Annotated in this window: 8 protein-coding genes; 1 reads left to right on the forward strand and 7 read right to left on the reverse strand. The window is 70.6% G+C overall.

Annotated features, from left to right (window positions below):
* Positions 1–293: 293 nt before the first annotated feature.
* The 3 genes from Mterra_RS12890 to Mterra_RS12900 form a co-directional block, all read right to left on the reverse strand.
* Positions 294–1,523 carry a 2,3-bisphosphoglycerate-independent phosphoglycerate mutase gene (locus Mterra_RS12890; protein ID WP_119315556.1) on the reverse strand — a complete coding sequence of 410 codons (1,230 nt, stop codon included), beginning with the start codon at positions 1,521–1,523 and terminating at the stop codon, positions 294–296.
* 43 nt (positions 1,524–1,566) lie between these two features.
* The gene (locus Mterra_RS12895; RefSeq protein WP_147372763.1) at positions 1,567–3,504 is read right to left on the reverse strand and encodes a hypothetical protein; all 1,938 of its coding nucleotides are present in this window, start codon (positions 3,502–3,504) and stop codon (positions 1,567–1,569) included.
* Positions 3,505–3,713: 209 nt separating this feature from the next.
* A complete protein-coding gene (locus Mterra_RS12900) occupies positions 3,714–4,235 on the reverse strand; it encodes a GNAT family N-acetyltransferase (RefSeq protein ID WP_119315558.1) in 522 nt (173 codons plus the stop codon).
* A gap of 181 nt (positions 4,236–4,416) precedes the next feature.
* Between Mterra_RS12900 and Mterra_RS12905 the strand changes: the two genes are divergently transcribed.
* Complete coding sequence (locus Mterra_RS12905) at positions 4,417–4,839, forward strand: prealbumin-like fold domain-containing protein (RefSeq protein WP_119315559.1); 423 nt, start codon at positions 4,417–4,419, stop codon at positions 4,837–4,839.
* A gap of 62 nt (positions 4,840–4,901) precedes the next feature.
* Here the strand turns inward: Mterra_RS12905 and Mterra_RS12910 are convergent, their stop codons facing one another.
* The 4 genes from Mterra_RS12910 to Mterra_RS23445 all read right to left on the reverse strand — a co-directional run.
* The gene (locus Mterra_RS12910; protein WP_119315560.1) at positions 4,902–6,770 is read right to left on the reverse strand and encodes a hypothetical protein; all 1,869 of its coding nucleotides are present in this window, start codon (positions 6,768–6,770) and stop codon (positions 4,902–4,904) included.
* 372 nt (positions 6,771–7,142) lie between these two features.
* Complete coding sequence (locus tag Mterra_RS12915) at positions 7,143–8,519, reverse strand: S8 family serine peptidase (protein ID WP_119315561.1); 1,377 nt, start codon at positions 8,517–8,519, stop codon at positions 7,143–7,145.
* Positions 8,520–8,749: 230 nt separating this feature from the next.
* Positions 8,750–11,383 (reverse strand): S8 family peptidase, encoded by a 2,634-nt coding sequence (locus tag Mterra_RS23440; protein ID WP_119315562.1) that lies wholly within the window; start codon positions 11,381–11,383, stop codon positions 8,750–8,752.
* A 320-nt stretch (positions 11,384–11,703) separates the two neighbouring features.
* A partial coding sequence (locus tag Mterra_RS23445) for a S8 family serine peptidase (RefSeq protein ID WP_119315563.1) occupies positions 11,704–13,662 on the reverse strand: 1,959 nt, incomplete at its 5' end.

Here is a 13,662-nt window from a genome sequence, read left to right on the forward strand (position 1 = left end):
CCCCCAAGCCCGAGCCCAAGCCGGAGGAAAAACCCGCCGAGCCGGTCCCTGCCGCCGACCCCCTGCCTCCGCCCGCGCCCGCGCCGGTCCCGCCGAGCGACCCGCTGGGGCCCGACGACCCGGCCACGAGCCCGTAGGTAAGGGCGGCACGCCCGAGACGTTCCGGGGCCAACCCATCCGGTTGGCCCCGGTCAGTTTCGCTTCTCGAGGTTGCTTTCCCGGCCTCGGCCAAGCGGGCCTGAGCGGTTTTGGAGGCCGTCGAGTTAGCCCAGCACGCCGGCCCGCGGCTCCGGTCAGGCCCCGAACTTCTGCAGCTTGCCCGCGTGGGCCAGCATCAGGGGCATCAGGTCGGTGCCGCGCAGGGTGCCCAGGGTGCCCCGGGCGGCCTCGTCCTCGGTGAAGCGCTGGGCGGGGTCGTTGCGGAGGTAGGGGCCGTGCAGCAGCACCGGGACCGGGTGCCAGGAGTGGGCCTTCAGCACGCTGGGGGTGGAGTGGTCGCCGGTGATCACGAGCACGTCGGGCTTTAGGGCCAGCAGCTCGGGCAGAAGGCGGTCGAAGAGCTCGACCTTGTGCACCTTGGCGTCGAAGTCGCCGTCCTCGCCGGTGGAGTCGGTCTTCTTGAAGTGCAGGTAGAAGAAGTCGTGCTCGGCCCAGTGGGCCTGCAGGGCCTTCACCTTGCCCTCGGGCGCGTCCTCCTCGCCCACGACCTCGAGCACCCTCATCCCCACCAGGCTCGCCACGCCCTTGTACATGGGGTAGGAGGCCACGCAGGCGGGGTTGAGCTTGTAGACCTGCTGCATGGAGGGGAACTTGGGGCGCTCGGAGATGCCGCGGAAGAGGGCCCCGTTGATGGTGGGCTCGCCGGCGAGCGCCTCGCGGATGCGGGCGCTGAGGGCGTTGAGCACGGCGGCGGTGCGGGCGCTGGCGGCGTCGGCGGGGTCGTGGGGGTGGGCACGCAGGGGCTCCACGCCGGTCTTCTGGGGGTCGGTGTCGGAGACCTTCTCGCCGAGCTCGGCGCCGGAGAGGATCACCACGAAGCGGTGCTCGCTCTCGGTGTAGAAGCTCACCCGCGCCCCCTCGACCTCCTGGATGGCGGCCTTGAGCTTGCCCACCACCCGCACGTTCTCCTCGTTGCTGGGGCGGCCCGCGCGGCGGTCGGCGACGCGCCCCGCGGCGTCGAGGGTGGCGAAGTTGCCGCGCACGCCCACGTCGCCCTCGCGGAACTCGGCCCCGATGCCGATGGCCGAGAGCGCCCCCCGGCCCACCTGGTAGCGGATGGGGTCGTAGCCGAAGAGCGAGAGGTGGCCCGGGCCCGAGCCGGGCGCGATGCCGGGGGCCACCGGGTACTGCAGGCCCAGCATGGACTGCTTCGCCAGGGCGTCGAGGTTGGGGGTCTGGGCGGCGGCGAGCTCGGTGGGGCCGCCGGGCTGCCGCGGCAGCCCCCCGATGCCGTCGAGCACGACGAACAGAATCTTGCTGGGGGTGGGCTGGGAGATCTCCTCGAGGATCGGGAACAGGCTCATGCGGCCTATTCTAACGACCCGCCCCGCGCACGGGGCTCGAGGCCTAGGACGGGGGGACACAGGTGACGGTGAAGCGCAGCGGGTTGCTGGCGACGCCGTCGGCGTCGATCATCACGCTCTCCGAGACGATGCTGCCCGCCGGGGGGTTGCCGCTGCCGGTGCAGCGCAGGGGGAAAGGCTGGGGCCGCTGGAGGGAGTTCAGCGTGACGAGCGGCGGGAAGTTGCAGACGTCCACGCCGCACGAGAGGGTGCGGGTGCGGATCTGGACCGGGAACTTCGGGTTGCCCGACCAGAACAGCAGGTAGTTCTCGGTGGTGTTGTAGACGATGGTGGACGGCCCTTCGATGCGCTCGAGGCTGAGCGAGACCACCTCGACGCTGATCTCGTAGAGCTTGAACGGGCTGCTGAACTCGCCGCCGCAGGCGCTGCCCTCGCGGAAGACCTCGAGCGTGAAGCCGGCGGTGTCGGGCGGCAGGCCGGCGGTGGCGAGCACTTGCTCGAGCACGAGGTCGGCGGGGCTGGTCTCGAGGGTGAAGCCCCCGCCGTTGCGGGCCCGCTGGGCCACGGCCGCGCCGCCGACGCGGAAGACCAAGGCGTCGTCGCTGAAGCTCCCGTCCGGGCAGAGGAGGGCTTTTACCGCGCCGCCAAGGGTCAGGCTGCCGTCTTTCGGGACCCGGACGCTGGCGGCGGTGGCGTGGCCGCCGGGCAGGGCCCCGCCCTGCAGGGCGCGCTGCTGGCTGGCGAGCTCGACGGGCACGGTGGCCGCGTCGTCGAAGACCCGCACGCCGAGCTCGGAGCGGCAGTGGGCGAGGTCGGCCTCGAGGTCGGCGTAGGTGTAGCGGGCGAAGTCGAGGTAGGGGCCGCTGCGCAGGGCGCGCAGCCGGGGCCGCGGGCGGTTGCCCACGACCGGGCGCGGCAACACCTGGGCGTGCATCTGGCTCAAGGTCAGCAGGTTGCCCTCGGCGCGGCACTCGCGGTAGGCCGCTTCGCGCAGCCGCTCGAGCACCTCCGGGTAAAGGTGCTGGGCGAAGCGGTCGCACACCGCCTCCGACAGCCCCATGAACTGGCAGTGGGCGTGGTAGTCCACGAGGTCGCGGAAGCGGTCCACGACGGCCTCGAAGGCGGCGTCGAAGGTGGGCTTGGCGACCTCGGCCTCCACGAAGTCGAGGAATTGGCCGAACTTGGCGTCCAGCACGGCGGTAAAAGCCCCGGTGTCGCACTCGGCCCCGGTGAGCTGCACGTAGGCCAGGCCCGCCACCAGGGGCACCGCGAGTTCGTCGAAGGCGGCGAAGCTGTCGGCGGCGACGGCCTGGGCGCGCAGCTCGGCGGCGGCGTAGGCGTCGCAGGCCTTCTGCTTGAGCCGGGCGACCTCGAGCTGCTGGCAGGCCAGCGCCACCGCCTGGAGCTCGTCGAAGAGGGCCTGGGCCTGGCCGAGGTCGTCGTGGTTGACCGCCTGGGCCAGCCGGGCCTCGAGCCCGGCGACCTCGCCCTGGCAGTCGAGCACGGCGACCTCCAGGGTGTTCTCGGGCGTCTCAGCGGCGGCGAGCCCGCGGAGCCGCGCGGCCTGCGGGTAGCCCAGCACCCCGACCTCGGCCTCGAGCCCGTTCCCCTGCCGCGCCGTGGGCACCGCGTTGCGGCCCGCCGCGTTCTTCCAGAAGAAGTGGGCCCGGTCCGGGAGCGGACCGGCCGGGGCGTAGCTCAGCCGGGCCCGCTCGAGCAGCAGCAGCCCCGCCGGCTCGACCCGGAAGGCGGTGAGGGCGCCGTCTGGGGCCGGGAGCGGGGTGAGGGTGAAGGGGGTGTCCTGCCGCACCGCCCCCGCGGGCAGTTGCAGGCGCAACGCCCCGCCCCGCGCGTCGCGCACCTCGAGGCCGCCCCCGGCCGGGGTAATCACCGCGCGCACCGGCTCGGGCCGGACCTCCTGCTGCCCTGTACAGGCCGCCGTGATCAAGCCGATCCCGAGCAATACGAGTCGCCGCCGCATACGAAACCTCCTGAATCCGAAATTTCCGCGGCCTGCACGCAGCCGCCAGATGCCCTACGCCAGAGAGAAGCTCGATCCCACCGTCACCCCCAAACCTCCTTCCCGCGCCGCCAGCGTAAACAGCACCGGGTGCCTTCGCGTGGCCGTTCCTCCTGTTTGGAGTGTGAGGCCGCTGCGGTAACGGGTCGGTAACGCCGCCCGGCACGGGGCTACCCGCCCGGCCGCCGCAGCCACTCCTCGGGCATCAGGCTGTACATCACCATGTCCCAGTGCCAGCCCTTGACCCAGCGGTAGCGCCGCAGCACGCCCTCCCGCACGAAGCCCAGCTTCTCCAGCCCCTTCTGCGCCTTGACGTTCTCCACGTGGGTGATCGACTCGATGCGCTGGAGGTTGAGCGTCCCGAAGCCGTAGTCGAGCACCAGGCGCTTGGCCTCGCGGTTGACGCCGCGGCCCCAGTAGGGCCGGCCCAGCCAGGTGGCGACCTCGGCGATCTGGTTCTGCCAGTCCACGAGCAGGGCGATCCAGCCCGCCGCCCTCCCCTCCACCTCCACCGCCCACTGGTGCTCCTGGCCCACGTAGCCCTCGAGCATGCGGTAGGTGTCCTCGAGGCTCTGGTGCGGCCACCAGGCCAGGAAGCGCGTCAGCTCCTCGTCCTGGCACAGCGGGAGCAGGTCGGGGGCGTCTTCCCAGCGGAAAGGGCGCAGCAACACGCCGGAGCCGTGGAGTTCCATGCCCCCAGCATATTGCGCCTCACGGGTGTTCTGCCGCGCACCCGGGCGGCGGAACCGGCACGCGCCCCACGCCCGGGGTAGCGTGCGGCCGCCTGGGCGCGGCGGGGAGAGGCACGGCAGGGGCTGGCTATCATACGCTACATTCGGCCATGCCCTAGCATGGCCGTGGAGGTGAGGTCGGATGAACCTCATGAGCCCGTGGATGCTGCTGCTGTGCCTGCTGTTGCCCGCCTGCGTGCCTCAGGCGCAAAACCCCGAGGCCCAGGCCCAGGCCGCCCGGCCTGAACGGGCCGTGGGGGGGGTGGGGGGCATCGAGGGGCAGGTGTGGGTGGGGCCGGTGTGCCCGGTGGCGCAGGCCGAGAACCCCAACTGCACCAACCGCCCCCTCCAGGCCACCATCGAGGTGCGCGCCGGCGACGAGGTGCTCGCCCGCTTCAGCAGCGACGAGGACGGGCGCTTCAAGGTCGTGCTCGAGCCCGGGACCTACACCTTGGTGCCCCAGCGCAAGGCCCTCGCCCGCCCCGCCGAGGCCCAGATCCCCGTCAAGGTCGAGGCCGGGCGCTTCACCAAGGTGGTCATCGTCTACGACTCCGGGGTGCGGTAGGCGCGCGCCCGCCACGGAAAAGCCCCCCTCCCTCGAGGGGGGCTTCGCGGGCAGGGGCGGGGCTACCGGGTGTTCACCCCGGTGACCCGGGTGGACCAGTTGGCCAGGGCCGAACGCGTGCCGCCGCAGCTCGTGTCCGCGATCCACTGCGCCAGGGTGCAGGTCTGGGCGACGTACTCGTTGGCGACCCAGACCGTGTCGCCGTCCACCGCCGCCGCGCCGTAGTCGCCCCAGCGCGGGCGGGGCTGGTTGTTGGTGAGGGCCTTATAGCCGGTGAAGCCGTCGTTGGGCCCCTGGCCCGCCGCCGCGACGACGATGGGCCCGGCCCCCGCCGTGGCGTCCAGCGTGGCGTAGGCGGCGCTGGGGTGGTCGTTGGGCCCGACGAGGGTGAAGCCCATCACGCCCTTGCCCGCCGCGGTCACGCCCAGGGCGGGGTAGATCAGGTGGGCGGTGCCGGACGTCAGGTAGCCGTCCCTGACCACGCTGAGGGTGAAGGCGTCCTTGGTGAGGTTGGGCTGGAGGATGTAGTAGGCCACGCCGACCTTGGTGGCGGAATTGACGCTGAACCCGCTCGCCAGCGCGCCCCACAGCCTGCCGGCGGCGAAGGTGACCTGCTGCATGCGGGCGTCGCTGGCGTCGATCTTGGGCAGCACCTCGTCGTGGGCGGGCTCGGCCGTGAGCAGGAGGTTCCAGCAGCCGGTTTTCGTCACCCCGCCTACCGTCACCGGGGTGGTGGTGTCGTTGATGCACTGCCCCAGCGGGAAGTTCCCGGGCTTCTGCTCGACCCTCGGCGGCACCGAGTAGGGCTTCACCGGCACCGCGCTGCGGATGAGCCGCATCTGCGGCATCTTGGCCTCGAGGGCGCGGGTGTTGACCACCGCCCAGGCGAAGAGCTGGCTGGCCTGGCTGGGGTCGTCGAACAGGGCGTCGGCGTCGGCGCTGAGGAGGTACTCCACGCCGCCGAACTTCTTCTCGAAGCTCGTGCCCGGGGAGATGGCCGGGATCAGGGTGAAGGGGGTGGGGGGCGTGGCGGGGTTGAAGGGGGCGAAGAACTCCACCATCTTGATCTTCGCGTCGCCGTTGGCCAGGGCCTTCTTGGAGATCGCGTAGACGTTGACCCCCATGTACCCGTTGTCGAACAGCGGGAACTCGTTGGTGGTGATGTAGAGGCCGTAGGCGTCCATCCCGAGGTGGGGGTAGTCGCCGAAGCAGGCGTCCTGGGGGCAGTCGTGGTCGGGGGTCCCCTCGCTGGCGTCGTTGGTGATGGGGATGTAGTAGATGTCCCAGGCCTTGGTGGGGTCGGAGGTCTTGCTCACCGCCACGTCGAGGGTGTTGCGCCCGGTGAAGTCCCCGTTCGCGTCAACGTGCAGGGTGGTGATCACGTGGAAGAAGCGCTTGGTCTCGGGGTCGTAGTGGCAGACCGGGTCGATGACGTTGGGCCCGACCTTGTTGCCGTTGACCCGGTCGATGGCGTCGGGGTAGCCGTAGAAGGTGTTGAGGTCGATGGGGTTGGTCTTGGGGGTCCCGTCGAGGCCGTAGACCCGCAGCGTGGTGTTGACCGACTCGAAGATGAAGCCGTTGCCCACGCACAGCGCCTGGTCCGGGGGCTCGACGCTGAATTGGTTGCCGTTGTTGGCGAAGCGGTGCTGGAAATGGTTAATGCCCTCGAAGCTCGCCACCTGGCTCACCGCTGCCGTCGCCCCGGACGGCGCCTCGAGGCCGCCCCGCCCCACGCTCACGCCGCCCGGCGTGGCCTCCCGGCCGCTGGGGGTGAGGCCTTTGCGGTAGCGGAACAGCGGGGACACCTGGTCGTAGAACTTGCCCGGCACGTAGTTCTCTTCCGTAGCCATTACCCCCGTGGGCAACGTCACGGTGGTGGCCTTGGAGATCTCGCGCACCGCGCCGTCGATGCCGGGGATGCTGATCTCCAAGCCGGTGTTCTCACCGCCCGGGCACGCCGTGAGCACAGCCCCCAATCCTGCGAAAAATAGCCAACGCATCGCTCGCATTTGCTTTCCTTTACATTACAAGTGAATAGGGCAGGAGTCCTCGAGCCGAATGCCTGAATTCGCTATTGGCCCACCCCCCTTTTTTTGCGACCGCTTCACATCGAATATACGCCCCTGCCCGCGGCTTTGCTTAGAGCACCTTTAGTAAAGGCCGAGCCGAACGGCGGGACGGGCTTAGTGCCCGTCCCGGAGCAGCCCGCGGGCGCGGGCTCCCGGGAGAAGCAGCGGCTCGAGGCATTTCCAACGAACACCCCGCACGGCCAACCCGGCCGTGCGGGGTTCGCGCAAACGCGCTCAGTAGCCGCTGCGGATGGCCCCCGCCCCGTAGACGGGGTCGTTGCCGGGCTTGCCGAGGTCGGCGGCCCGGGCCGCCAGCTCGGCCTTCACCTGGGCGGGGTGCAGCTCGCCGCCCTTCTCGCTGATGATCAGCGCGGCCACGCCCGCCGCGTGCGGGGCGGCCATGCTGGTGCCCGCCGACCAGTAGTAGAAGGCCGAAGGCCCGACCACGGCCCCGGTGCTGAAGACCAGGTCGAAGATCCAGCAGGGCCGGGTCAGGCCCGCCAGCGTGCAGTTTTCGTTGCCGGGGTAGCTGGAGTCGCCGCCGGGTGCGCTGAAGTCCACGCCCGACTGGCCGTAGTTGGAGTAGCTGGCCAGGTTGTCGAGGAAGGTGGTGGCGGGGGCCTTGGCCCAGCCGACGGGCGCGGTGGCCGAGATCGAGATGGCGTGGGGCATCTGGGCGGGGAACACGGTGGTGGAGCGGTCCTTGTCGAGGTCGCGGCCGTCGTTGCCCGCCGCCACGATCACCGCCGCGCCCTTCTGGTAGGCGTAGCCGATGGCGCGGTTCATCGCCTTGCGCAGCTCGGCGATCTCGTTGGAGCCCTTGCCCGAGCCCTGGGGGATGTCGGCGCCCAGGCTCATGTTGATCACGTCCACGCCGTAGTCGGCGGCGTAGTAGATGCCCTCGAGCACGTCCTCGAAGGACCCGCTGCCCACGTTGAACAGCACCTTCACCAGCAGCAGCTTGGCCTCGGGGGCCACGCCGATGATGCCCAGGCCGTTGTCGGCGGCGGCGATGGTGCCCGCGACGTGCATGCCGTGGCTGAAGATGCCGGTGGGGTCGTCGGGGTTGGGGCCGTAGGCGATGCCCTCGCCGGTCATGTCGGCCCAGCCGGCGACGTTGGGGGCGATGTCGGGGTGGTTGAGGCTGAAGCCCCCGTCCAGCACCGCCACCACCACGCCCTTGCCCCGCACCCCGGCGTTCCAGGCCTCGGGGGCGTTGACGGCGTCGTGGCCCCACTGCAGGTTGAAGCGGGTGTCGTCGTCGCCGCTGTTGGGCGGGTTGCCGACGTCGAGGGAGGGCGCCGCCACCGGCGCCACCTTGGGCAGGTTGCGCTCGAGGCGCACGTCCTCCACCACCACGTCGGCGAAGCGCTTGTACGCCTTAGGGTTGCTCGTGGTCACCGAGGCGAAGCCGGCTTCGGGCTTGAAGGCCCGCAGGGTGTCGCCCTGGGCCGCGACGAAGCCGCCGAAGTCGCCGGGCAGGGCCTTGGCGCTGCTGACGATGTAGGTGCGGGGGGCGCTGAGCGCGCTGAGCGGGGCGCTCTTCTGCTCCTGAGTCCCGCAACCTGCCAGAACGAAGACGCCGAGGCCGAACAATAGGGTATTTCGCACGCCAAACCTCCTCGAGGTGCTGCCGGGTAGGACCTTTCGGGTCACTGCGCACTGTATGCCGGACGCGCTCTCACGGTCAATAACGCCCCGTTACGCCGGTAAGTTAAGGCCTCGTTACCTCGCGACCTGGCCCGGAAAGGCCAGAATAACTCCGGGCAACTGCCGCGACCCTGATCCCGCGAAAAGGAACGGCCCGCCGCGGGGGCGGACCGCTCCTCGAGCCCGGCAGGCTAGGGCCGGTCGATGGTGATCACGGGAGAGGTCCAGGTCTCCCAGTGGGCGTCCACGGTCTCGTAGCCCAGGGCCTTGAGCACCTTGATCTTTAGCACGTACTGCCCGTCGGGCACGGCGCGGGTCTCGGTGACCTCGTTGAAGTACTGCTTCTTGATGATGCGGGTGCCGTCCCAGGGGAAGGCCAGGAAGCCCCCGGCGGTGGAGTTGCGGGCCACGTAGTCGAGGTCGAGGGCCTTGTTCTTCGTCGGGTGCACCGGCTTGCCGGTCTTGACGTCGATGATCTCGACCTGGAGCTTGCGCGCGAAGTGGTCGAGGTGCAGCAGGATCCAGGGCTGGTCGTTGCCCTGCAGGGTGAAGGTGCCGCCGTCGCCGGGCAGCTTGCTCCAGTCGGTGAGGGGGGCGGGCTGGGTGGGCGGGGTGAAGTTGACCCGCTTGGCGACCCAGGGGAAACCGGCCGAGGTGGGCGTGAGCACCGGGATGGAGGTGACGTCGCCCTTGAAGCCCGCGTAGGGCACGCGCAGGGTCAGGCCGCCGCCGCGGGGGGTGAGCACGACGTAGCCGCCGTACTGGCTGTTGTTGGGCAGGCCCGCGTTGGCGTCGATGTGCACCTGGATGCCGGTGGTGCCGCGCCGGGGCACGGTGATCCAGTCGTGGCTGAAGCTCACGTTGGCCGGGGCGTGGAAGATGCTGGGGCTGAAGGTGCTGCCGCCCGCGGCGAGCGCCGGGACGTGGGTGATGTCGTAGGTGATGTCGCGGTTGCCCTGGTTGCGGATGGTGAGGTTGAAGGTGCGCGGGCCGTATTTGCTCTCGCCCACCGCCAGCTTGGAGGGCTCGACCCGCGCCGGGGCGGTGATGGCGCTGACGATGTCGATCATGCCCGCGCCCTGGCGGAAGGAGTGGTCGAGGAAGCCCAGGCCGGGGTTGCCCGACCAGTTCTTGGGCACGGCGGTGTTCTGCAGGAAGGTGCGCACCTGGCTGGCCCGGGGCGCCCCGTAGATCATCGAGCGGCCCTGGATCAGCAGCGCGGCCGCGCCCGCCACGTGCGGGGCCGACATCGAGGTGCCGCTGATGGTGGCGTAGCCGCCTTTCTCCAGCGGGTACGTCGAGCGGATGAAGCCGCCGGGCGCGCCCACGTCGGGCTTCATGCCGAGGTCGGGCGTGAGCCCGTAGGAGCTGAAGGAGCTGATGAGGTTGCCGGTGGCGTTGGGGAAGCTGGCGACCCCGCTCTGCCAGGTGAGGCTCACCGGCCCGGAGGCCAGGCGGTTGGCGATCTCGAGGCCCTCGGCGTCGGAGACGGCGACCACCGGGATGGTGATGGGCGGGTCACCGGCGACCGTGGGGCTGATGCGGCCCGGCAAGTTGTTGTAGAGGATGACCGCCGCCGCGCCCGCGTTTTGCGCGTTGAGCGCCTTGACGTAGAAGGAGCAGGTGCCGCGGCGGATCAGCGCCGCCTTGCCGCTCAGGCTGCCCGCGGGCAGCGGGCTGCAGGCGTCGTTGGCGGTGGCGGGGGTGCCGGTGGCGGCGATGGGCAGGCTGCCGCTGGTGGGGGCCGCCGGGGCGCCGGTGGCCGCGGTGTAGCCCACCTTGAAGCCGTCGGGCAGGGTGAAGAAGTTGAGGGCGATGCCCACGTTGTCGAAGGAGGCCACGCCGATGACCTCCCGGCCCAGGCCGGGGGCGCCCAGCGAGTACAGCCCGTTGGCGCCGTTGTTGCCCGCCGAGGCCACCACCACCATGCCCTTGCGCACCAGCCGGTCGGCGGCCTTGGCGGTGGGGTACTCGGGCCACTGGAAGGCCGCGCCCAGGCTCATGTTGATGATGTCCATGCCGTCGGCGTAGGCGCGCTCCATCGCCGCGAGGATCACGTCGGCGCTGCTGCTGCCCTCGCAGCCGAAGACCCGGTAGGCCCCGAAGCTCACCGCGGGGGCCACGCCCTTGACCGCGCCGTTGGCGCCCACGATGCCCGCGACGTGCGTCCCGTGGCCGTTGCAGTCGTCGGGGTTGTCGTCGGGGGCGGGGGTGCTCTTGGCGGGGTCGGCGGCGTTGTAGGCGTCGCCCACGAAGTCGTAGCCGGTCACGATGCGCCCGGCCAGGTCGGGGTGGTCGATGTCAACGCCGGTGTCGATGACGCCCACCTTGATGCCCTCACCCCGCAGGCCCAGCTCGTTCTGGGCCACGTCGGCACCGGTCTGGGTGACGGCGGTGGCGAGGTCGGGGTCGCTGACGAGGGAGACCTCGGGGATCACGTCGGTCAGGAGGGGGTACACCCCCACCACGCCCGGCAGGGCGCTGAGGGCGGCCACGTTGCCGTCCTGGAGCTCGACCGAGAAGCCGTTGAACAGGCTGCTGAAGGCCTGCCGGGGCCGCAGCTTGATCCCGGCCTGGGCCGCCGCGTCCCAGAAAGCCTTCTGCTCGGCCCGGATGGCGCTCAGGCTGCCGCCTTCGGCGGTCGGGGCGCCCTCGAGCTCCACGAACCAGTAGGGGGTCGTTTCGTTGACGATCTCGCCGGCGGGCGCCGAGCCGCCGGGCTGGATCACCTCGACGCCGCTGTTGCCCCCCGAGCGCTTGCTCTGCAGTCCGCAGGCGCCCAGCAGCAGCGCCAGTACGCCAATGCCTAAAAGCCGTAGTTTCATCCGCCTCCTCCTTATGCCGTGAACCCCTGTTACGCGACCACCGGACCAAATCCCGCCCCCGCGCTCAACCGCACGGTGGATCAAAGGGGTCAACTAGTTGGTCTGGGTTCAGACTAATCGGATACTCACGCCGGGGTCAAGGGCGAGGGGCATGAAGTGAAGCGTTACCCGGGAGTTACCTGTGAGGTAACACCCGGTGACGGCCGCCGGGTCGCCCGCGGCTCGAGCCCCGGAAGCGCCTCCCCGTGGCGACCCGCGGCCGGTGCCCGGCCAGCCAAAAACCCCCTCCCCAAACTCGGGAGGGGGCAGAGACGAGAGGCTCAGGGCCGGTCGATGGTGATCACGGGAGAGGTCCAGCTTTCCCAGTGGGCCGGGTTGTTATCGTCGCCCAGGGCTTTCAGCACCGAAACCTTGACCACGTAGCTGCCGTCGGGGACGGTGTAGGTCTTGTTTCCTGCGGCGGTGCGGCCGTCCCAGGGGTAGGCGAAGAAGCTGGTCGCGGTGGAGTTGCGGGCGACGTACTCCTGGTCGAGGGCGCGGTGCCAGGCCTTGCCGGTGTTGGCGTCGAACACCTCCATCCGCAGGCGGCGCACCTGGTGGTCGAGGTGCACCAGGACGTAGGGGGTGTTGAAAGCGTCGGTCAGGGTGTAGGTCGCGCCCGCAGGGAACACGCTGTAAGAGCCGGTGCCGAAGCAGTCGTTGCCCCGCAGCAGCGAGGCCGGCGTGCACGAGACCAGCTTGCCCAGGAAGGGGAAACCGCCCGTGAACACCTGCCGGGCCTGGTAATCGCCGATGTAGCCGGCGAAAGGCACGCGGTAGGCCTGCCCGCCGCCCTGTGGGGTGAAGACGACGTAGCCGCCGTACTGGCCGCCTACCGGCGCGGTGGCCGGGTGGATGGTGACGCTCACGCTGGCGGTGCCGCCCGCCGGGACGGTCACGCTCGGCGCGCCGAAGACCACGCTGGCGTTGGAGAGATGGAAGGAGGGCGAGAAGGTGTTGGGGCCCGTCGAGAGGGCGTTGGCGAAGGACAGGTCGTAGGTCACGGCGCTGGGCCCGTTGTTCTCGAGGGTGAGGGTGCGGGTGGCGGGGCCGCTCTGGCTCTCCCCGAGCGAGAGCTTGGCGGGCTCGATCTTGGTGGTGGAGAGGATCGCCCCTGCGACGTCCAGCATGCCCGCGCCCTGGCGGTGGACGTTATCCAGGAAGCCCAGGGCGGGGTTGCCCCACCACGCCTTGGGAACGGCGCTGTTTTGCAGGATGCCGCGCACGGCCTGCGAGGGCGTGTTCGGGCGCGCCTCGAGCAGCAGGGCCGCCGCCCCGGCGACGTGGGGGCTGGCCATGGAGGTGCCGCTGATGGTGGCGTAAGCGCCCCGCTCGAGCGGGTAGGTCGAGCGGATGAGGCCGCCGGGCGCGCCGATGTCGGGCTTCAAGCTGAGGTCGGGCGAGAGGCCGTAGGAGCTGAAGGACGAGATCAGCCCGCCGGTGGGGTTGGGGAAAGATCCGAACTGGTCGGTCCAGTTGAGCGTCTGCGGCCCCAAATTGATGGCGTTGTTGATGGCCACGCCCTCGGTGTCCGAGACGGCCACCACCGGGATGGTGATCGCCGGCGTGCCCGCCACCGTCGGGATGAAGCGACCCGGCGCGTTGTTGTACAGCACGACCGCCGCCGCGCCCGCGTTTTGCGCGTTGAGCGCTTTGACGTGGAACGTACAGGTGCCGCGGCGGATGAGCACCGCCTTGCCGCTCAGGCTGCCCGCGGGCAGCGGGCTGCAGGCGTCGTTGGCGGTGGCGGGGGTGCCGGTCTTGGCCAGCGGCAGGCTCCCCGAGGTGGGGGCGGGAGGAGCCGCGGTCGCGTTGGCATACCCGACGGTGAGGTTGGCGGGGGTTACGGTGAAGGTGCTCAACGAAACGTGGCTGTTGTCGAAGGAGGCCACCCCGATCACCTTCGCCCCCAGGCCCGGGGCGCTCGCCGAGTACAGCCCGTTGGCCCCGCTGTTGCCGATGGAGGCCACCACCACCACGCCCTTGTTGACCAGGCGGTCGCTGGCCTGGGCGGTGGGGTACTGCGGCCACTGGAAGGCCGAGCCGATGCTCATGTTGAGCACGTGCATGCCGTCGCTCAGGGCCCGCTCCATGGCAGCGAGCATGATGTCGGCGGTGGTGGAGCCCTCGCAGCCGAAGACCCGGTAGGCCCCGAAGCTCACCGCGGGGGCCACGCCCTTGACCGCGCCGTTGGCGCCCACGATGCCCGCGACGTGCGTCCCGTGGCCGTTGCAGTCGTC

The sequence above is a fragment of the Calidithermus terrae genome, assembly GCF_003574345.1.
Taxonomy (GTDB): domain Bacteria; phylum Deinococcota; class Deinococci; order Deinococcales; family Thermaceae; genus Calidithermus; species Calidithermus chliarophilus.